Here is a 21,005-nt window from a genome sequence, read left to right as displayed (position 1 = left end):
GTATGAGAAGCCGGAACCAATAAACATATTGGCACTGACATTCATCGACACACTATTGAGTTCTCAAAGAACACACGCACACACCATCGCCCGGAACACGTCCGCTTGATCGGTGAGGCAACTTATCCAGCTTAGCGCAACCATGAACCCGAGGTAAAATCGGGGTACCGGTCTTGCCAGTGTGAGCGTCAGGCGCTCCTCGTCCTACCTCGTTTCCCGGTCCTCCACTCAGCGTTTCCGCTGGGCTTCTCGGCTCCGGGTCGGTGTCCGTGTCGCTCTGACTCGAACTAAGTTACGCGGCGGGGATCGCCTCGTCAAATCCCCTGCGCAGCCCGAGAATTCGCAGGTCAAGACCCCTGACATCGGCCCAGAATCGGTGCGGATCACACGAATGTGACTCAGACCACGGTCCCGGTCAGTTGGCCAGCGCGTGCTGTGCCCCGCGATGCAGCGGGACCGGGTTCGTCTCCCGCGCCGCGTCCCGCACGATCCCCTTGGCCGCGGCATTCGCCTGTTCCAATTGAGGTTTCCGATCGAACAGCGCCTTCGTCAGCACGCACGCCACATCGGCATCCAGGTTGTCCCGGACCAGCAGCACGTTCGGCACGACGATGGACGGCACGTCCTGCGACAGTCCATAGGTGGCCGCGGGGATCGCGCCCAACTCGTAGACCGGGTTCAGGACGCGCATGCCGGGCAGCTGCTCCGAGGTATCCAGGAAGCGGAACTTGTCCCCGCCCGACTTGAACAGCTCGGTGAGCCCCGGCGTCGGCAGACCGCCGGTGAAGAACAGTGCGTCGAGCGAGCCGTCCTTCATCCCGGCGACGGCCTTGGTCAGATCGAGACGATTGACCGCGATATCGCTGTCCGGGTTCAGCCCGCCGGCGCGCAGGATGCGCCGGGCCAGCATCTCGGTCCCGGACTTCGGCGATCCGGTCGACACCCGCTTGCCTCGCAGCTCGGCGATGGAGGTGATGCCGGAATCGGCCCGCACGACCACCTCGGTATAGCTGGGGTACAGCCGCGCCAACGCCTGCACCGGCTGCTTGTTCCCGTCGAAGGTGCCGATGCCGAGCACCGCGTCGGCCGCGGTGTCGGTCTGCGCGAACGCCACCTGGTACTTGCCCGCCACCAGGTCCTGAATGTTCTGCACCGACGCCATCGTCTCCGCGGCCGTCGCCGTCACCTTGCCGTCGGTGGCCAGCGCGATCTGGTCCGCGTAGGCGATGCCCAGCGCGGCGAACACGCCGGTCGCGTTGCCGGTGGCGATGTCCAGCTTGGTCCCCTGCTTCACCTCGCAGGTGACCGGAGCGCCGGAGTCCGTCGGCGGCCCGTCCTGGCGCTGCCCGCAGCCGGCGACGAACCCCGCCGACACCGACATCACGGCGACAACGATCGCCACTCTTCTCATCTCGTCCTCCCTGGAGCGGGCCGAGCGACCACCCGGCCGCGACCAACCCGCTCGCCCACCACACTCGACGCCCATGCGGGCAGCTCCACCTCATCGACCACGACGGCGGAAAACTGAGTCCAACCGCCGTGGCGGACACGGCGTGACGATATCAACGCGACCCGCTCAGCTAATGAAAAACGTTGGTATCCGGACGATTTTCCGCCGGGCAGCAATGCGACAGCGGCCGCCTACTTGGTCAGGGCGTGGTCGGCGCCGCGGTTCAGCGGTACCGGATCGGTCTTGCGGGCGTTGTCGCGGGAGATGTCCTTGGCGGCGGAGTTCGCCTGTTCCAGTTGGGGTTTGCGATCGAAAAGCGCCTTGGTGAGGACGCAGGCGAGGTTGGCGTCGAGGTCGTCGCGGACCAGAAGGACATTGGGCACGACGATGGTCTTCGCGTCGGCGGACAGGCCGTAGGTGGCGGCGGGGATGGTGCCCGCCTCGTAGACCGGGCTCACCTTGCGCATGGCGGGCAGCTGGTCGGTGAGGTCGAGGAAGCGAACCTTGTCCTTGGCCGAGGTGAACAGGTCGGTGATGCCGGGGGTGGGCAGGCCACCGGAGAAGAACATGGCGTCGATCGAGCCGTCCTTCATCCCGTCGACGGTTTTGGTGAGGTCGAGGCGCTGGGCGGAGATGTCGCTGTCGGGGTTCAGGCCGGCCGCCTGCAGGACGCGCTGGGCGATGACCTCGGTGCCCGACTTGGGCGAACCGGTCGACACCCGCTTGCCGCGCAGGTCGGCGACCGAATTGATGCCTGCGCCGGTGCGCGCGACCACCTGGGTGTAGTTCGGGTAGAGCCGCGAAAGCGCCTGCACCGGTTGCTTTTTGCCGTCGAAGCTACCGACGCCGAGCACGGCGTCGGCCGCGGTGTCGGCAAGCGAGAACGCCACCTGGTAGGTGCCCGCGACGAGCTGCTGGATGTTCTGCACGGACGCGCCGGTCTCCGCCGCGGTCGCCTTCACCTTGCCGTTGGTGGCCTGGGAGACCTGGTCGGCGTAGGAGTTGCCGAGCGCGAAGTACACGCCGGTCGCGTTGCCGGTGGCGATGCCGACCCTGGTCTCCTGCTGCACCTCGCAGGTGATCGCGCCGCCCGCGTCGTGATGCGGCGCGTCCCGGCGACCCCCGCAGCCGGTCAGCAATCCGGCCGATATCGCGGCGACGGCGAAAACTACGGCGACTCTTCTCATGTCGTCCTCCTTCGAGTGAGCAGAGTGATCCCGACGGCCGCGACGAGTGCGGCCATTCCGGCGATGAGCGCGCCGGTCTCCAGGTACAGCAGCAACAGACCGCCGATCGCGGCCAGCACTCTGGCCGGTGGATTCGCCGGACCGACGCCGAGGATCCAGCCGCCGGTGGCGACCGCGAGGCCCGCGACGCCGACGCAGGCGACGGCCGTCGTCCACAGGATGCCCAGTACCGGACCGCGGCCGAGGAGGTACTCGCCGGGTTCGGTGAGCACGAAGACGACCGGAACCAGGAACGCGGGCAACGCGTATTTCAGCGCCTGCCACATGGTCGCTACGGTGCGCGCGCCGGTGACCGCGGCGGCGCCGACCGCGGCCAGCGCCGTCGGCGGCGTCACCTCGGAGAGCACGGAGTAGTAGAAGACGAACATCGCGGCCGCCGGCGGCGGCACGTCGAGCGCGAGCAGCGCGGGTCCGATGATCGCCCAGCCGATGATGAACGAGGCGGTCACCGGCACCGCCAGGCCGAGCAGCGCGAGGGCGATCGCGGCGAGCACGACGGTGCAGGCCAGCACCACGGTGTGGTTGTCGGACAACGACTTCGCCGCGCGCACGAGCAGCGAGGCGAGCTGTGCGCCGAGGCCGGTCTTGGTGGTCATCGCGGTGATCACGCCGGCCGATGCGCAGACCGCGACCACCGGCAGCGCCGCCCGCACACCGCTGCCGATCGCGTGGAACACGCGGTGCGGTGATCGCGCGGTCGCACGCGTGCGCGGGTCGAGGAACGTGAGAACGAACGCCAGTCCGGTCGCGTACACGACGGCCTTGGTGGCGCTGACGTCGAGCAACAGCAGCACGACGATGGCGATCAGGGACAGGAAGTGATAGCCGAACCGCAGCAGCAATCGCCAGGCCGAAACCCCGTCCGTCTGCACCGGTTCGGTGCCCAACCGGCGCGCGTCGATCTCGACGGCGAGCAGGATGCCGAGGTAGTAGAGCAGCGTCGGAATCAGCGCCCAGCCGAGCACCGTCACATACGACACCTCGAGGTACTCGGCGACGATGAACGCCGCGACTCCCAGGGTGGGTGGCGAAAGAATCGCGCCGACACCGGCCGCGGCGAGCATGCCGCCCGCCTGTTCCGGCGGATAGCCCGCGCGCTTGAGGATCGGCCAGGTGACCGCGCCGATGGTCACCGCGGTCGCGGTGCCCGACCCCGAGACCGTGCCGAGCAGGAATCCCGACGCGACCGCGGTACGTCCGGCCGCACCGCGCGAACGCCGGAACGCCGCCACCGACAGGTCGACGAAAAACTGTGCCGCGCCGGAGAATTCGAGCACCGCGCCGTACAGCGTGAACAGCACGATGTAGGTGGCCGCGACATCCAGCGGCGTGCCGTAGAACCCGCTGCCCGAGTTGTAGAGCGCGTCGACGATCTGGCCGAAGTCCAAGCCCGCGTGCGCGATTGTCCAGTCCTGCGGCAGAAGACCGCCGTAGTACCCGTAGGCGACGAACACCAGGCAGACCGCGACGAGCACCCAGCCGGTGGTCCGCCGGCACGCCTCCAGCACGAGGACGAGCAGCACCGCACCCATTCCGACGTCGACCGGGTCCAGCAGTCCCTGCCGATCCAAGAAGGCGTTGTATCCGCCGCCGCCCGAGCCGATGGCGAACGGCAGCACCGGATAGAGGCACACGAACACGGCGGCAGCGGCCAGCAGCCAATCGACGACGCCCGGCCCGTCGCCTCGATCCAGGAACCGCACACCGGAGCGATAGGCGATGAACACCAACGGCAGTGTCGCCGCGAGGAATACGACGAGGTAGTACTGGCTCCCCTGCGGCAACGGCCGAAAGACCTGCCACACCACCAGGATCGCGACCACGAACGACACCGTCGCGACGATCCGCTCGGCCCAGCCGGTCAGTACCCTGGCCGGCCGCTCCTCGTCATCGACCTCCAGCAGCGTGGGCCGATCCGCCACGGGCGCTTCGGACTCCAGGCGATCGCCCGCCTTGTTCGACATGGCGGAACGATAGCAACGCACGACCGGTCGTATACCGGTATTGAAAACAGGCGAATCGGTCATTCTTCGATCGCGGCCTGTCCTCGTCCTCAGTCCGGGCTGGTCACCTGCGGATTCCCCGCCGCGCGAAGCAGTTTGGCGCCGACCTCGGCCAGCATGCGCTTCATCTCCGGCGGTTCCTTGACCTCGAATTCCACGTTCAGGTGGGCGATACGGACGGCGGTCCATTCGAGCGAGTCGGCGCTGGTACGGATCAGGCAGCTGTGCTCGTCGATCGGCTCGACCTCTTCCGGCCGCACCCGGAAGGTTTCGGCCAGCCGCTCGGCGGAGGTGTGCACGAGGAACACCACGTTGCGCGCCGGACGCGCATGGGCGAGCTGCTCGGTGACGAACGCGGCCGCGTCTGCGGCGGGCAATTCCCTTGGCGCACAGCGCACCCCGGTCGGGAACGGCGCGTCGATCCGATCGAGCCGGAAGGTCCGCCAGTCGGCCCGGTCGAGATCCCAGGCGACCAGATACCAGCGGCGGCCCGCGGAGACGAGGCTGTGCGGTTCGGCGAATCGTTTGCTCTGCGCGTCGCCCTTGTCCCGATAGCGGAACCGGATTCGCTCGCCGTCCCTGGCCGCGGCGGCGAGCACGACCAGCGTCTCCGGGTCGACGCGTGGTCCGGCCGCCGGACCGCCGAGCGACACGGTCGCCGAGTCGACCGCGTCCACCCGCCCGCGCAGCCGCGACGGCAGCACCTGCGCCAGCTTGACCAGCGCCCGCGCGGCCGACTCCTCGATCCCCGCCACCGAGCCCTGCGCGGCGCTGCGCAACCCGAGGGTGATCGCCACGGCCTCCTCGTCGTCGAGCAGCAGCGGCGGCAGACCGGTCCCCGCCTCCAGTCGGTAGCCGCCGGTCGAACCGAGGCCCGCGCGCACCGGGTACTCCAGCTCACGCAGTCGTTCGATATCGCGGCGCACCGTGCGCACGGTGACGCCGAGGCGATCGGCCAGCTCGGGCCCGGTCCATTCGCGGCGGGTCTGGAGCAGCGCCAGCAGGCGCAGCAGGCGCGCGGCGGTCTCGGTCACCGTTTCAGTATGGCCCGCAATGAGGACCGATACTGACCTCATTGCCGCATAGCGTGGCTGTCGTGAACGCAGAGCGAGACACCATCCAGATCGTCGGCGCCAGGGAGAACAACCTGCGCAATGTCACGCTGGAGATCCCGAAGCGCAAGATCGTGGTCTTCACCGGGGTATCCGGCTCGGGGAAATCGTCGATCGTGTTCGGCACGGTCGCGGTCGAGTCGCAGCGCCAGCTCAACGAGACCTACACCTGGTTCATCCGCAACCGGCTACCGAAGTACGAGCGGCCAGAGGCGGACGCGATCGACAACCTGGCGCCGGCGGTGGTCGTCGATCAGCGGCCGATCGGCGGCAACTCGCGCTCCACGGTCGGCACCATGACCGACATCCAGTCGATCATCCGGGTGCTGTTCTCCCGGCACAGCGAGCCGAGTGCCGGTGAGGCGACCAGTTATTCGTTCAACGACCCGCTCGGCATGTGCCAGGAGTGCGGCGGCCTGGGGCATGTGGTGCGGCCAGACCTGGACAAGCTGCTCGACACCGGCAAGTCGCTCAACGAGGGCGCGATCACGTTCGCGCCGTTCGCGATCGGCACATTCCAGTGGCAGCTCTACGCGCAGTCGCAGCTGTTCGATCCGGACAAGCCGTTGCGCGAGTTCAGTGCCGAGGAATGGCAGCTGTTCCTGCGCGGCAACGGCTTCCGGGTGCCGCGGCCGAACAAGACCGGCGGCACGGGGTCCAACGCATACGAGGGGCTGCTCGAACGGTTCGATCGCCTGTACATCAAGCGGGATCTGGACTCCCTGTCGGACAAGAACCGCGCGGCGGCGAAAGCGGTGGTGACCGAGGAGATCTGCCCGTCCTGCGCCGGTGCGCGGTTGAGCGCGGCCGCACTGGCCAGCCGGATCGACGGGCTCGGCATCGCCGACTACGGCCGGTTCGAGGTGTCGGAGCTGATCGAGGTGCTCGGCGCGATCGACGATCCGATGGCCGCGGTGGTCGCCGGCGCCGCCATCGAACGGCTGCGGCGGATCGAGGAGGTCGGGCTCGGCTACCTCTCGCTGGACCGGGAGACCTCGTCGCTGTCCGGCGGTGAGGCGCAGCGGCTGAAGGTCGTTCGGCACCTCGGCTCGAGCCTCACCGGCATGACCTACATCTTCGACGAACCGAGCGTCGGCATGCACCCGCGCGACATCGGCCGGCTGAACAACCTGCTGATCCAGTTGCGGGACAAGGGAAACACGGTGCTGGTGGTCGAGCACTCCCCCGACGTCATCCAGATCGCCGATCAGGTGGTGGACATGGGACCGGGGGCGGGCGCGCACGGCGGACAGGTCGAGTTCCAGGGCACGGTCGAAAAGCTGCGGGCCTCCGGCACGGTGACCGGCGAGCTGCTGCGCCGGGTTACGCCGGTGAAGGACGTGCCGCGCACGCCGACCGGATGGCTGACCGTTTCCGGTGTGGCGCTGCACAACTTGAACAACGTCACCGCGCGCTTCCCGACCGGCGTGCTCACCGCGGTCACCGGGGTGGCGGGCTCGGGCAAGAGCACGCTGGTCTCCGGGGCGTTCCTGGCCGCGCACCCCGACGCGATCGCGGTGAGCCAGGCCGCGATTCACGCGTCGCGCCGCTCCAGCCCCGCCACCTACATCGGCATCATGGATCCGATGCGGCAGTTGTTCGCCAAGGAGCACGGCGTGCAGCCCGGCCTGTTCAGCTTCAACTCCGAGGGCGCGTGTGCCGAATGCGGCGGCGCGGGCGTCATTTTCACCGATCTGGCCTACATGGATCCGATCACCACCGTGTGCCGGACCTGTCACGGACGGCGATTCCGGCCGGCGGCGCTGCGCTACACGGTGCGCGGCGCGTCCATCGCCGACGTGCTGGACATGACCGCCGAGCAGGCCCTGGACTTCTGGGACGGCAAGGCCGGTAGCAGGATTCGCACACCGCTGCGGTCGCTGAACGAGGTCGGGCTCGGCTATCTGACCCTGGGCCGTTCGCTCAGCTCGCTGTCGGGCGGTGAGCGTCAGCGGATCAAGCTGGCCGATCACCTGCACCGCAGCGGCGGCATCTATGTTCTCGACGAACCGACCACCGGCTTGCACATGGCCGATGTCGACACGTTGCTGGCGCTGCTGGACCGGCTGGTCGACGCGGGGAACACGGTGATCGTCATCGAGCACGACCTGGACGTGGTCAAGCGCGCGGACTGGGTGATCGACCTCGGCCCGGACGGCGGCAAGCACGGCGGCGAGATCGTGTTCACCGGAACGCCGGCCGCACTGCTCGCGGACGAGAACTCGATCACCGCCGACTACCTGCGGCGCAGCGTGCCAAACGCGGCGTAGGGGCCGGCTATTGGATCATCACGCGGCGTAGGTCGCCGAGTTCGCCTGCGGTCAGGCCGTTCGCGCGCAGCCAGTTGGCGGCGCCGCCGTGTTCGGCGCGCAAGCCGGCCACGAAGCGGCGCATGGGCGCCGGGTCGACGGCGAAGATGCCGGTCCGGGACAGCGGCGGGAGCCCCTGATAGGACGCCATGGTGGCGAGCCGGGCGCGAATCCGGACGATGCGGTCGGCGGTGAGCAGGTAGTCCGCGACGATCGCTTCGGCGCGGACACCGATGGCGTCGAGCAGGACGGCGGCGAGGATTCCGGTGCGGTCTTTGCCTGCGGCGCAATGGAAGAAGACCGAATGGCGGCCGGTGTCGGCGATGAGCCGGACCGCGGTGACCATGGATTCGCCGCTGCCGGAGAGGAGTTCGCGATACAGCTCGCACTGGTCGAGCTGATGCGCGTCCGGCACGAGGTCACTGGGCATGGCCGCGCTCGCCGCCTTGCACACGGGCAGATTGACCAGTCGCACAGCGCTTTCCGCGAGCCGTCCGTATCCCTCCTGCGCCGCTTCCGCTGGCGTCCGCAGATCCACCAGGGTCCGCAGGCCGACCGGACCGAGCAGCCGCGCCAGATCGCCTTCGGACACCTGTTGCGGCGTGCTGGAGCGATAGACGACCCCGAAACGGGTTGTGCCGCCGTCACTCACGGGTAGGCCACCGAGATCGCGCACATTGTCGATCTCCGCGAACTCCACCCACCGGCGCGGGTTGAGATCGGTATACATGGCAACTCTCTGCCGGGTCCGGATCGACGCTCGCCGAACCTGTCCGATCAGTTTAGGCCGCGACGATCACGCGTATGGCGTAAACGTGTTGCCGGGCTCTCGTTTTCGTGTTTCGCTGGCTGATTCGTGTCCCGGTCCCGACCCGGGATACGGCGAAAGGAGCGAGCAGAGTGCCGATGCTGACCTCGGGCCCATCCACCACCGACGTGCGGTCGGCGCTGTGGTCGGTCCGGTTGACCTTCTTCCTCAGCGGGGCGCTGTTCGCGACCTGGGTCTCCCGCACCCCGACCATCAAGGATCAGCTCGGCCTCGACGAGGCCGGGCTGGCAACGGCATTCGCGGGCATGAACCTCGGCGCGGTGCTCGGGCTGCAACTCGGCAAGCTGGTCACCCTGCGATTCGGCAGTCGCGCGACCCTGCGGGTGGCGGTGCCGCTGTTCGCGCTCTGCCTGCCCGGCCTGCCGGCCGGCGGCAATCTGGCCGCGCTGACCGCCGCGGTGTTCGTTTTCGCGGTGATCAACAGCGTCGTGGACGTCGCGATGAACGCGCACGGCGTCGCGGTGGAGCAGGCCAGTGGACGACCGCTGCTGTCCGGTATCCACGCCTGCTTCAGCCTGGGCATGATCGGCGGTTCGGTGGTCGGTGCGGCGGTCGAGCGGGCGCACGTGGCGCTCACGGCCCACTTCGTCGGCGTCAGCGCCCTGGTCGTGGTGGCGGCCGTGCTCGGCGCGCGCGGGATGCTGCCGTCAGCCACCGACCGGATGGCACGGGGCGAGGCGCACCCGCGCGGCCGAGCGCGGCGCTGGCCGGTCCGGTTGATCGTGCTCGGTCTGCTCGCGTTCTGCGTGGCGATGGCCGAGGGCGCGGCCAACGATTGGACCGCCGTCTACCTGCGCGACGAGACGCATGCCAGCACCTCGGTCGCGGCGCTGGGGTTCGCCCTGTTCGCCGGGTCGATGTTCGCCGGGCGGCTGATCGGCGACCGGCTCGTCGCGTGGTTCGGTCCGGTGCGGCCGTTCCTGATCGGCACGCTCGCGGCCGGGCTCGGCCTCGGTGCCGCGTTGCTCAGCGGGGGCATGGTTCCGGCGTTGTTCGGTGTGGCGGTGTTCGGTTTCGGCATCTCGTTCACCCTGCCCCTGGCCTTCGCCGCGAGCGGCGGCGTGCCCGGCGTGCACCCGGCGCAGGCGATCGCGAACGTGTCCTTCGTCGGCTATCTGGGCTTCTTCACCGGCCCCGTGCTGATCGGCTTCGTCGCGCAAAACCACGGTCTCGCTGTGGGACTCGGGGTTCCGGTGTTGTTCGTCCTGCTGGCCGCCGCCGGGTCCGGCGCGCTACGACCACGGGACTGAACCGGCCACAATGCGATACCCGAACCGCATCGGTACGGGTGATCGGCCGTCGAGCGAGGATGATGAGACGTATGCCGATGCGCGATGTGGTCCGTGCGGGCGCCTTCGGGCGTATCTACGATCCCGGCGCCGGGGAGGCCGAGCCCTGGTATATCAACGATCACACGATCGTCCGGGACGCGGACGGGCGGTGGCATCTGTTCGGGATCACCCATCCGGAGCCCGCGAATCCGTTCGAAGAGGTCGAGTTCGCGCATGCGACGGCGGACCAGCTGCTCGGGCCGTGGACCAAGCAGCCACCGGCGCTCGAGGTCGACCCGGAATACGGGGAGACGCACCTGTGGGCGCCGCACGTGGTCGCGGCGAACGGCAGGTACTACATGTTCTATGCCGGTGGCGGCGCGGATCGGACCGCGGCGCAGATCAATCTGGCGACCTCGACGGACCTGTTCACCTGGGAGCGCCACTGTTCCGGGCCGCTGTTCCGCGACGGCTACGACGCGCGCGACCCGATGGTGGCCCGGGTCGGCGAACAGTGGGTGATGTACTACTGCGCGACAAGCGAACCCACGGGCGGGAACCATGTGGTCGCCTACCGCACCAGCCCGGATCTCGTGCACTGGGGCGACCGGCGCATCGCCTACACCGATCCGACCGTGGGCACCGAGGCGGGAAACACCGAGTCTCCGTTCGTCGTTCAGCAGGACGGCCGGTGGTATCTGTTCATCGGACCGCGGCCGGACTATGTCGGCACCGACGTGTTCGGCAGCGACACCCCGTTCTGCTTCCGAATCGGCGACACGGCCGGTCATATCGCCTCGCACGCGGCCGAAGTGGTGCACGACGACGTCGGCTGGTGGATCTCCAGCGCCGGGTGGGGGCAGGGCGGGGTGTACCTCGCGACGCTCACCTTCCCGCCCGCCCACGACCCCGGTTGCGGGAAAGCCGGACCGCGGTAGCGGATTCACGCCGCCCGGCCGGACGACCGGGACCGGGCGGCCTGGATGGCCGCGATGATCCCGGCGGCCCACTCGGCGGGATGGTGGTGGCCGAGCAGGTCGCTCAGGCAGGACAGTCGCTGTGCGCGTTGCGCGGGCGGGAGTCGTAGTGCGCGGTAAAGGGTTTCGACCAGGTCGGTGGGTGAATTCGGCTCGGTGAGCAACGCCGCGGGCGCCAGTTGTCCGGCGACACCGGTGTGCCGGGACAGGACCAGCACACCGCGACCGTGCACCGCGGCCTGGGCGGCGATGAACTCCTTGGCGGTCAGGTTCATGCCGTCCTGGAGCGAGGTCACCCAGAACACGTCGGCGGCCAGGTAGTGGTCGACGACCTCGGGGAAGCTCAGGACCTGCGGGAAGTATTCGATGGGCCGCCAGTCGCCGGCCGCCCAGGCGCGGTTGACCTCGTCGATGCGGCGTTCGAGCACCCGCCGGGTGTCGTCGTACGCCGTGATGCCCGGCTCCGGCGGCGGGCAGACGAACCGGAAGCGCAGTGCGCCACGCAGTTCGGGGTGACGGACCAGGAGATCCGCTACCGCGTCCACCTTTTGCACGGGGGCCTTGATGTAATCGAGGCGTTCGACCGAAAGCACCACGGGTCCAGCGGGTTTCCCCCGCTCAGGCGGGCGCGAGCGGGCCAGCTCCTCGATCGCCGCCCGGTCGATGCCCAGCGGATGAACGCCGACCGCGGGCGGACGCGCGAGCTCGGTCAGGGAGCCGAGGAAGCGGTCGGCGAAGACCTCGGTATGGAAACCGGCCCAGTCCAGCGCGCCGAGCGCGGCGCGGATCTCGGCGGCCGGCGGCAGGGCGGCGAAGACGTCCGGCTCGGGAAACGGGGTGTGGTGAAACAGGCCCACCCGCAGGTCGGGGCGGGTCTCGCGCAGCCGGCCCGGGACGAGCCACAGGTTGTAGTCGTGCAGCCAGACCGTGGCGCCCGGCGCCGCGCGGCGGGCGATATGGTCGGCGAAGCGGGTGTTGACCTCCCGGTACGCGGTCCAGGCGGCGGGATCGAAGCGTAATCGGTGCGGTTGCGACATCAGGACCGGCCACAGCGCCTCCTTGCAGGCACGATGGCAGTAGGCGCTCCACTCCGCCGAGGTCAGCGGCAGGAAGGCGAGCGGAAGGCCGGTGTCGTGATCGTCGAGCCGTGCGCGATCGTGGGGTTCGATGACCACGCCGGCCGCCCACACCGCCCGGAGATCACCGGTGAACACGCGGTTCAGGGTCGGCAGGATGCCGTTGGGGCTCGACGGGGCCTGCCAGCCGTCCGATGTCCACGTGACCGGAGCGCGGTGGTATCCGACGACCAGCGGATAGTCGGGCTCGACCCACCCGAGTTCCCGCAGGGCCGCGAGAATGCCCGCCGCTCCGGGCAGGTCCGGTCGATGGGCCGCCTGCGCGGGCGGAACCGTTGCCGTCAGCACACTTTCGGCATTGCCCACGATGACCCCGTGCGCGCCGCGGCCGAACATCGACCGGTCGTTGCCCGAATCGCCGGCGACCAGCACCCGGTCCAGCGACCAGCCGCGGTCTTCGGCGAGCGCGACGAGTGCGTGGCCCTTGTCCGCGTGCGCGGGCAGCACGTCGAAGTAGGTGTTCGCCGAGTACTGCCACGAGCAGCCCAGCGCCACAACGGCGTCGAGCAGTTCCCGGGTCAGGTCCGCGGGCGGCAGCAGGAACGAGCAGCGGCCGTCCTGGGCCACGCCCTGCTGATAGGTCAACGCCGGAAAGCGCTGCAGGGCAGCGCGCACGACGGCCGCGCCGGGCCACCCGGCGCGCAGGCGCGCCTGCAGCGCGGCGACCGGGGTCAGATCGGCTCCGTCGACGACGCTGGCACCGACATCGGCGATGATCCACCGTGGTTGCGGCACAAGTGGATCGCGCAGCACCTCGCGGACCGAGTCGAGGCCGCGGCCGGTCGCGAAGACCACCGTCACCTCGGGGTGGCGGTCCAGCGCGTTACGCAGTCGAAGCCGATCGGCGTCGGTGCCGCCCAGCAGCGTACCGTCCAGATCGGTGACCAGGACCATTCCGCCGCCGACGGTGCCCGCCGGGACGCCGCAGCATCGATTGCCGGATGAACTGGCTTCCGGCTCAACAGATTTGGAACCCTCGCCGGTTGCCATCTACGCAACGATAGCAGGAACACATCACCGCGGCGGCGGGAACTTCACCAGGTGCGGGGGCGGGGCACGCGGGCAAGCCACCGTGGCAGTGCGGTCAAGTCCGGTGCGGCACTGGAGCCGAGGGCCGTCGTGGCCGCCGCGCCGCAGGCGACCGCGGTGGCGAGGCAGTCCGGCAGCGACTGCCCGGCGAGGTGCGCGTGCAGAAAGCCGGCGTCGAAGCAGTCGCCCGCGGCGGTGGTGTCGACGACGTCGACCGGGACCGAACCGATCTCGCACCGCAGTCCGTCGCGCACCGCGACGGCGCCCGCGCTGCCGCGCTTGACGACGAGCGTATCCACCAGGCCCGCAAGGATGTCTATCGCCGCGTCGAGCGACACAGCGCCGGTCAAGCGCAACGCCTCATCGGCATTCGGCGCGAAAGTGTGCACCCGGCCGAGTATCTCGCGCACCGTCGGCGTTTCGAGCGTGCACGGAACGTCCTGGCAGTCCAGGAAAACGTGCGTACCGAGCTCATGCGCGACCTCGAGTGCGGCGAGCACGTCCTCGCCGTGCCGCAGCAGCGGCAGGATCACCGCTCGCGCAGGGTATTCGCGCAAGACCAGCGCGAGCGGACTCTCTACGACCGGATCCTGATAGCTCACCATCGCCCGGTCCGCGGGCGAGGACAACGCCGCGGTCACGCTGCGTACCGGCACCGCGTGCAAGCGAAACCCGCTGTCGTCGAGCCCCTCCGCCCGCGCCGCCGCCAGCACCTGCGCGCTGAACAGATCGGTGCCGAAGTCCGTCGACCACACCACGTCGTGCCCCAGCCTGCGCATCGCCATCGCCGGCGTGAACGCCCCGCCGGGCAGCAGCTCGAAGCCGCGGGCGAACACCTCGGTGCCCGGCCGCACCGGCCTGGACAATCCGTGAAAAACGAGATCGGCGTAATAGGCGCCGACCACGAGCACGCCGCGCCGACTGCCGGACGAGGTCGCGGCATCGACCCACCCGGCCGGGTCCGTTCCCATCGGGCGACCCTAGCAAAACGCACGTCCGCGCCCCGGCCGCACGCGCGATTTGCCCAATCCGCCCAATTGTTTTGTTCTGCCTGGTATTTCTTGAAGCAAACCGTCTATCCGACCACTCTGCGCGGAGGGACCGGCATGGCTCGTATCGGTGTAATCAGCATGTCCGACGGTCGCGATTATGTGCACGCGGGCATCGCGGACTTCATCAGCTCGACGGAGGACCACCTGGTCGCCGCGCTGATCCAGGCCGGGCATGAGGTGGTGCGTGGCGAAGCGACCATCAGCGACAACGCGCTGGCGAGTGCGGTGGCCAGGGGCGTCGCCGCCGCCGAGGTGGATCTGACCGTTTTCCACTACGCGGTGTGGGCGTTCCCGCATTTCACCATGCTCGCCGCGGGCGCGACCCCCGGTCCGCTGCTGCTGCTGTCGAATATCGACCCGGTGCAGCCCGGCATGGTCGGCATGCTGGCCGCGGGCGGCGCGCTCGACCAGATCGGGCGCACCCACACCCGGCTCTGGGGTGACCCGGCCGATCCCGCGCTCATCGAGGCGATCGGCGTGCAGGCGAGCGCGGCCGCGGCGGTGGCGAGCCTGCGCGGCAGCACATTCGGACGCTTCGGCGGACGGCCGATGGGCATGAACACCGCGGTCGCCAATACCGATCAGTGGCAACGGATCTTCGGCATCGACGTCGAGGAAATCGACCAGTGGGAGATCGTCCGGCGGGCCGAACTGGCCGACGCGAGCGAGGCGAAGGCGGCCCGTGAATGGCTCGAAACCCATGCCGCGGGCGTGCATTACGACGGCGCGAAGCTGACCCCGGAGATTCTCGAGCGCCAGATCCGTTCGTATCTGGCGGTGCGTGAACTGATCGCCGAATGGCGCCTGGACTTCTCGGGCATCAAGGGCCAACCCGAACTCACCCAGTACTTCGCCACGATGGACATCACCGAGGCGTTCCTCAACGATCCGTACGACTGGAACGGGCCGAAGCAGACCCATGTGTGCGCCACCGAGGCGGACATGGACGGCGCGCTCACCATGCAGTTGCTCAAGCAGATCGCCGGTACCCCGGTGCTTTTCGCCGACGTGCGGCACTATCACGCCGATCGCGACATCTGGGATCTGTGCAATTCGGGTCAGCACGCGACGTGGTTCGCCGCCCGCAGCGCGGACCCGGCGGAGAACCTCGCCAAGGTGCATCTGTATCCCGAGGTGTTCTTCTTCCCGGCCGGCGGCGCCTCGGTGCACCATCTCGCCGCGCCCGGCGGCATGACGCTGGCCCGGCTCACCCGCAAAGACGGCGACTACCGCATGCAGTTGATGCTCGGCGACTTCGAGACCTACGACGAGCAGACCAACGAAGCGCTGATGAAGCAGTCCACCTGGGAGTGGCCGCACGCGTTCGCCCGGCTGGACGCCAGCGCCGAGGATTTCCTGTCCCGCTTCGGCGCCAACCACATTCACGCGGTGCCCGGCGATCACCGGGCCGCCGTGCGGGCGGCGTGCGCGCTGCTCGGCGTCGCCCTCGACGAGTTCGTCCGGTGACGAGGTTCCTCGGCGTCGACATCGGTACCGCCAGCTCGAAGGGGGTACTCACCGACGAGCACGGCACTGTCCTGGCCAGATCCGAACGCGCGCACGGCGTTTCGACGCCGCGGCCGGGATGGGTGGAGCACGACGCGGAGCAGGTGTGGTGGGCCGACTTCGTCGCGATCGTCCGCGACCTCGTCGACGCCGCAGGCGGCGTCCCCCTGGACGGACTCGCCGTCTCCGGCATCGGCCCCTGCCTGCTCCCCGCCGACGCGACCGGCAGGCCGCTGCGACCCGCCATCCTGTACGGCGTCGACACCAGGGCGACGGCCGAAATCGCCGAGCTCGATACCGAATTCGGCGGGCAGGCGGTGCTCGAACGCGCCGGGTCGCCGCTGACCAGTCAGGCGGTCGGGCCGAAGCTGCGCTGGCTGGCCCGCCACGAACCCGAGGTCGCCGCCGGAACCCGCATGCTGCTGATGGCGAGTTCCTTTCTGGTGCATCGGCTCACCGGCCGCTACGTGCTCGACCATCAATCCGCCAGCCAGTGCGTTCCGATGTACGACCTGCGCCACCGCGAATGGGCAACGGACTGGGCCGAACTCGTCGCGCCGGGCTTACCGCTGCCCGAACTCGCCTGGCCGACCGAGATCGTCGGGCGGATCAGCGCCGAGGCGGCGGCGATTACCGGCCTGCCCGTTGGACTTCCGGTCACCACCGGCACCATCGACGCGTGGGCCGAGGCCGCCAGCGTCGGCGTGCGCGCGCCGGGCGACGCGATGGTCATGTACGGCACCACCATGTTCCTGGTGCAGGTGCTGACCGACCCGCGCCCGCACCCCGGCCTCTGGGGCACCTGTGGAACCTGGCCCGGCACATACACTCTCGCCGCGGGCATGGCCACCTCGGGCGCGGTGACCGACTGGCTGCGCAACCTGGTCGGCGGCGAGTTCACCGAGCTCGTCACCGCGGCCGCGCAGGTGCCGGTCGGCGGGCGCGGACTGCTGGTGCTGCCCTACTTCGCCGGCGAGCGCACGCCGCTGTTCGATCCGGACGCCAGGGGCATCGTCGCGGGCCTGACCCTCGGGCACGGCCGCGCCGAACTGTATCGGGCGGTCCTGGAGGGCATCGCCTACGGCGTGCGGCACAACCTCGCCGCGATGACCGAGGCGGGCGGACAGGCCGGACGGCTGGTCGCGGTCGGCGGCGGCACCAAGGGCGGGCTGTGGACCCAGATCGTCTCCGATGTCACCGGCCTGCCCCAGCAACTGCCCGCCGAGACGATCGGCGCCTGCCTCGGCGACGCGCTCCTCGCCGCCGAGGCCGCGGGGGTCGACGCCGCGAACTGGAATCCGGTCGTCACAACCGTCGAGCCCTATCCTGAACGCACCGAAGAATACGACGCGTACTACCAGCGCTACCGCGAACTGTACGAATGCAGTACCGCTATCACCCATTTCCTCGCGAGCGAACAACACCGCAAGGGGGTGTTGTCCTGAACCTCGCCCGTCGTGCGAGGATGCAGGGTTGCTCTGTCGGAATCAATACGAGGATCTCATGCCCACTCTCCCCCTGACCCCGGCGAATTTCGAATCCGTCATCACCCGCCACCCCATCGTGCTCGTCGACTGGTGGGCCGACTGGTGCGGCTGGTGTACCCGATTCGCCCCGGTGTACGAGTCGTCGGCGGAGCGGCACCCCGACGTCGTGCACGGCACCGTCGATGCCGTGGCGGAAGAAGCGATGAAGAACGCGGCGGAGGTCACCGCGTATCCGACGCTGATGGCTTATCGCGAGGGCCTGCTCGTGTACAACGAGGCGGGCTATATCGATTCCGAATCGCTCGAAGAACTCGTCCAGAACATCAAATGGCTGGATATGGAGAAGATCCGCCGGGAATTCGCCGAACAGCACGGCGTCCAGGCCGATCCCTACGGCGCGGTCACCCCGGCCGTGCCGGGCGGGACCTCGCGGATGGCGGGGCTCGCGCCGATTCCGAGCAGATATGGCTGGCCCGGCCTGTAACCAACCCTGGAGGCGCCCGATGGAACTATGGCAGCTGGACAACACGCGGACGCGGTCGATCAGCGCCGAGAACCCGACGGGCGCTCCCGGTCAGGGCGGTCGCGCGATCACCGGAACCGGCGCGCACGCGGCCAGGTTCCTCGGGGTCGGCTGGAAGGTATCACCGTCGATCCTGCTCGACGACGGTGAAACCGCCACCCTGGCCGATATGTGCGGCCCCGGCGTGGTCCGCCATATCTGGCTGACCACCGATCGCGGCGCGCTGCGCGACATCACGTTGCGGATGACCTGGGACCACGCGCCGGAACCCGCGATCGACCTGCCGCTCGGCTACTTCTTCTGCAACGGCTGGGAAGAACTCGCCCTGGTCGAATCGGAGATGGTGGTGGTCGCGCCGGCCGGCGGCCTGAACAGCTACTGGCCCATGCCCTTTCGCGAGCACGCCCGGATCACCCTGGAAAATCACTCCGGCCGTACGGTTCCGGTGTACTACCAGGTCACCTACACCGAGGAAGACGTGCAGGCCGCCGCCGGCTACCTGCACACCCAGTGGTCGCGCCGAAACCCGCTGGGCCACCCCGCCATTCACACCGTGCTGGACCCGGTCCCCGGACCGGGGCGCTACGTCGGCACCTACCTCGCGATGCGGCCCAACGCCCCCGGCTGGTGGGGTGAGGGCGAATTCAAGTTCTTCCTCGACGGCGACACCGACTTCCCCACCCTGTGCGGCACCGGCACCGAGGACTACTTCGGCGGCGCTTGGAATTTCGACATCGACGGCACCTACCGCAGGTACTCCGCGCCGTACGTCGGGCTGGTCCAGGTGATGCCGCCGGACCAGATCTACCAGCCGTACCAGCAATTCGGCATGTACCGCTGGCACAAGCGCGACCCCATCTGCTTCGACCGCGAACTGCGGGTCACCGTGCAGGCCCTGGGCTGGCAGGGGGACGCATATCTGCCGCTGGAGAATTCGGATATCGCCAGCACCGCGTGGTACTACCGGGCCGTGCCGTCACGGTGATTCGCCGGGCTCGGCCTCCAGTTCCCCGGCATCCATGGCGAGCAGTTCGTCGGCTCGGGCCAGCGCGTCGTCCATCGAGGCCTGGATGTCGTCGAGCACGTCCAGGCCGCCCAGCAGATCGTCGCCGCCCAGCAGATCGTCGAAGTCGCGCAGCACGGACTGCACCTCCGCGACGGCCGGGTCGACCCGGTACCAGGCGACGGCGTCGCGCCACCACGGGTCTTCGTCCAGCCACGCCCACATGACGTCGCGCACCAGGCGGGCGTCGGGGGTGTACACCTGGAACTGCTCGGCGGAGCCGTCGGCGCGGTGCTCGATCTCGTAGACGCCGTCCGGGAGCAGGCGGGTCTGGATATAGGCGTGCTCGCCGCGGTTGATCACGATGAACGGGCAGTCCGGATCGGGCGGCTCGTCCAGCATTTCGGTGAGCAGCTCGTCGGTCAGCTCCGGTACCGGGGTCCCGGCACCGGTCCGGACCTGCGCGTCGGCAGGTCTGTCCGGATCGTCGGTCACCGAGCCAGTCTGCCCGATCCGCGCATCGAATACCCGAAATGCGTCGTGCGGGCACGGTTCGGGTGCAAGGTGGAGCGTATGTGTGCGGCAACGGTGGCCGGAGTGGACAGCTCCACTCAGTCCTGCAAAGTGGTGGTCTGCGACGCGGACACCGGCGAAATCCTGCACCAGGCGCAGGCAGCGCATCCGAACGGCACCGAGGTGGCGCCGCAGGCGTGGTGGGACGCGTTGTGCGCGGCGGGCGGCGGGTTGCTCGAGCAGGTGGACGCGATCGCGGTGGCCGGCCAGCAGCACGGGATGGTCGCGATCGATGCCGGCGGGAATCCGGTACGCGATGCGTTGCTGTGGAACGACGTCCGGTCGGCCGCGGCCGCCGATCAGCTGATCCTCGAGCTCGGCGGGGCGCAGGCCTGGGCCGAGGCGGTGGGCAGTGTTCCGCTCGCGGCGTTCACCGTGACCAAGTTGCGCTGGCTCGCCGATCATGAGCCTGAGCAGGCCGACCGCGCCGCGCGGGTGCTGTTGCCACACGACTACCTGACCTGGCGGCTGCGGGGCGGTGGACCGGCGGATCCCGCGCTCGAACCGACGACCGATCGCGGCGACGCCTCGGGCACCGGGTACTGGTCGCCCGCCGATTGCGAATATCGCAAAGACCTGCTCGCGCTCGGATTTCGCGGACGAACCCCCGAGTTGCCGAGGGTGCTCGCGCCGGCGGAGGCCGCCGGGCGCACGCCGGGCGGGGTGCTCGTCGCAGCGGGGACCGGTGACAATGCCGGTGCCGCACTGGGTCTCGGGCTCGGGGAGGGCGATGTGGTGGTATCGCTCGGCACGAGCGGGACCGTCTTCGCCCGGTCCGCGACGCCCAGTGCCGACGCCAGCGGGGCGGTCGCCGGATTCGCCGATGCGACCGGGGCATTCCTTCCGCTGGTCTGCACGCTCAATGCCGCGCGCGTGCTCGAATACGCCGCCGACCTGCTCGGCGTGGATCTGCCCACGCTCGAAACGCTTGCCGCGCAAGCTCCGCCGGGGGCCGACGGACTCGTCCTACTCCCCTACCTCTCCGGCGAACGGACACCGAACCTGCCGCACGCCACCGGCAGCCTGCACGGTCTGCGTCCGGAGACCATGCGCCCCGGCCACATCGCGCGCGCCGCCTACGAGGGGATGCTGTGCAATATGGCCGAGGCGCTCGATCATCTGCGCTCGCGCGGTACCGGAGTGCGGCGAATCCTGTTGATCGGCGGGGCCGCCCGTTCCCCGCTGGTCGCGGAGATCGCCGCGCAGATCTTCGGTGTGCCCGTGACGGTTCCGCAGCCGAACGAGTACGTGGCGCTCGGCGCGGCCCGGCAGGCCGCCTGGACGCTCAGCGGTGCGGCGGAGCCGCCGAGCTGGTCCGCGCGCACGGTCGCCGAGATACCCGCACCGGACGCGCCCGCGATCGGCAACCGCATCCGGGCGGAATATCAACGGGTGCAAGGAGATCTGTACGGCAAGTCCAGTGCGCCCACCCCCGTGCCGCGGGGACGGCGGCGACGCAGTCACGAGCGCAGAACGTGAGCGACCATCCGGAGCCCGC

At 69.3% G+C, this 21,005-nt stretch carries 16 protein-coding genes; 8 read left to right on the top strand and 8 right to left on the bottom strand.

The features are described from left to right. Positions 1-415: 415 nt before the first annotated feature. The 4 genes from ACFQ9K_RS39325 to ACFQ9K_RS39310 form a co-directional block, all read right to left on the bottom strand. Positions 416-1,411: a TAXI family TRAP transporter solute-binding subunit gene (locus ACFQ9K_RS39325; RefSeq protein ID WP_378721813.1), complete on the bottom strand. Its 996-nt coding sequence runs from the start codon at positions 1,409-1,411 to the stop codon at positions 416-418. A gap of 230 nt (positions 1,412-1,641) precedes the next feature. Further along, positions 1,642-2,637, bottom strand: a complete 996-nt coding sequence (locus ACFQ9K_RS39320; protein ID WP_378721814.1) for a TAXI family TRAP transporter solute-binding subunit — start codon at positions 2,635-2,637, stop codon at positions 1,642-1,644. After that, positions 2,634-4,661: a TRAP transporter permease gene (locus ACFQ9K_RS39315; RefSeq protein ID WP_378721815.1), complete on the bottom strand. Its 2,028-nt coding sequence runs from the start codon at positions 4,659-4,661 to the stop codon at positions 2,634-2,636. The genes ACFQ9K_RS39320 and ACFQ9K_RS39315 overlap by 4 nt, the downstream gene beginning before the upstream one ends. Positions 4,662-4,750: 89 nt before the next feature. Further along, a complete protein-coding gene (locus tag ACFQ9K_RS39310; RefSeq protein WP_378721816.1) occupies positions 4,751-5,734 on the bottom strand; it encodes a helix-turn-helix transcriptional regulator in 984 nt (327 codons plus the stop codon). A gap of 62 nt (positions 5,735-5,796) precedes the next feature. On the opposite strand from ACFQ9K_RS39310, the gene ACFQ9K_RS39305 reads away from it, so the two are divergent. After that, a complete protein-coding gene (locus tag ACFQ9K_RS39305; RefSeq protein WP_378721817.1) occupies positions 5,797-8,082 on the top strand; it encodes an ATP-binding cassette domain-containing protein in 2,286 nt (761 codons plus the stop codon). Positions 8,083-8,089: 7 nt separating this feature from the next. On the opposite strand, the gene ACFQ9K_RS39300 is transcribed toward ACFQ9K_RS39305, so the two are convergent. Then, positions 8,090-8,851: a tyrosine-protein phosphatase gene (locus ACFQ9K_RS39300; RefSeq protein WP_378721818.1), complete on the bottom strand. Its 762-nt coding sequence runs from the start codon at positions 8,849-8,851 to the stop codon at positions 8,090-8,092. A 170-nt stretch (positions 8,852-9,021) separates the two neighbouring features. Between ACFQ9K_RS39300 and ACFQ9K_RS39295 the strand changes: the two genes are divergently transcribed. Together ACFQ9K_RS39295 and ACFQ9K_RS39290 are read left to right on the top strand one after the other, a co-directional pair. After that, complete coding sequence (locus ACFQ9K_RS39295; protein ID WP_378721820.1) at positions 9,022-10,200, top strand: MFS transporter; 1,179 nt, start codon at positions 9,022-9,024, stop codon at positions 10,198-10,200. Positions 10,201-10,271: 71 nt separating this feature from the next. Then, on the top strand, positions 10,272-11,159 hold the full coding sequence (locus ACFQ9K_RS39290; RefSeq protein WP_378721821.1) for a glycosyl hydrolase family 32: 888 nt from the start codon (positions 10,272-10,274) through the stop codon (positions 11,157-11,159). Positions 11,160-11,164: 5 nt separating this feature from the next. On the opposite strand, the gene ACFQ9K_RS39285 is transcribed toward ACFQ9K_RS39290, so the two are convergent. Both ACFQ9K_RS39285 and ACFQ9K_RS39280 read right to left on the bottom strand, forming a co-directional pair. Further along, positions 11,165-13,324, bottom strand: a complete 2,160-nt coding sequence (locus tag ACFQ9K_RS39285; protein ID WP_378721822.1) for an HAD-IIB family hydrolase — start codon at positions 13,322-13,324, stop codon at positions 11,165-11,167. 44 nt (positions 13,325-13,368) lie between these two features. Further along, positions 13,369-14,334 carry a carbohydrate kinase family protein gene (locus ACFQ9K_RS39280; protein ID WP_378721823.1) on the bottom strand — a complete coding sequence of 322 codons (966 nt, stop codon included), beginning with the start codon at positions 14,332-14,334 and terminating at the stop codon, positions 13,369-13,371. A gap of 135 nt (positions 14,335-14,469) precedes the next feature. On the opposite strand from ACFQ9K_RS39280, the gene ACFQ9K_RS39275 reads away from it, so the two are divergent. The 4 genes from ACFQ9K_RS39275 to ACFQ9K_RS39260 are packed head-to-tail and all read left to right on the top strand — an operon-like array spanning position 14,470 to position 18,916. Continuing rightward, positions 14,470-15,882 carry an L-fucose/L-arabinose isomerase family protein gene (locus tag ACFQ9K_RS39275; RefSeq protein WP_378721824.1) on the top strand — a complete coding sequence of 471 codons (1,413 nt, stop codon included), beginning with the start codon at positions 14,470-14,472 and terminating at the stop codon, positions 15,880-15,882. After that, positions 15,879-17,366 (top strand): FGGY-family carbohydrate kinase, encoded by a 1,488-nt coding sequence (locus tag ACFQ9K_RS39270; protein ID WP_378721825.1) that lies wholly within the window; start codon positions 15,879-15,881, stop codon positions 17,364-17,366. Before ACFQ9K_RS39275 ends, ACFQ9K_RS39270 begins: the two co-directional genes overlap by 4 nt. A 58-nt stretch (positions 17,367-17,424) precedes the next feature. After that, a complete protein-coding gene (locus ACFQ9K_RS39265) occupies positions 17,425-17,892 on the top strand; it encodes a thioredoxin family protein (protein WP_378721826.1) in 468 nt (155 codons plus the stop codon). A 19-nt stretch (positions 17,893-17,911) separates the two neighbouring features. Then, the gene (locus tag ACFQ9K_RS39260) at positions 17,912-18,916 is read left to right on the top strand and encodes a glycoside hydrolase family 172 protein (protein WP_378721827.1); all 1,005 of its coding nucleotides are present in this window, start codon (positions 17,912-17,914) and stop codon (positions 18,914-18,916) included. Here ACFQ9K_RS39260 and ACFQ9K_RS39255 read toward each other — a convergent pair. Next, positions 18,908-19,429 (bottom strand): hypothetical protein, encoded by a 522-nt coding sequence (locus tag ACFQ9K_RS39255; protein ID WP_378721828.1) that lies wholly within the window; start codon positions 19,427-19,429, stop codon positions 18,908-18,910. The two genes, ACFQ9K_RS39260 and ACFQ9K_RS39255, sit on opposite strands and share 9 nt — an antisense overlap. Positions 19,430-19,507: 78 nt before the next feature. Here ACFQ9K_RS39255 and xylB point away from each other — a divergent pair, with 78 nt between their 5' ends. Beyond that, positions 19,508-20,986 (top strand): xylulokinase, encoded by a 1,479-nt coding sequence (gene xylB, locus ACFQ9K_RS39250; protein ID WP_378721829.1) that lies wholly within the window; start codon positions 19,508-19,510, stop codon positions 20,984-20,986. Positions 20,987-21,005 lie beyond the last annotated feature (19 nt).

The organism is Nocardia sp. NPDC056564, from assembly GCF_042793755.1.
Classification (GTDB): domain Bacteria; phylum Actinomycetota; class Actinomycetes; order Mycobacteriales; family Mycobacteriaceae; genus Nocardia.
Note: the sequence above shows the minus strand (reverse complement) of the source record. Positions and strands in the feature narration are given on the sequence as shown.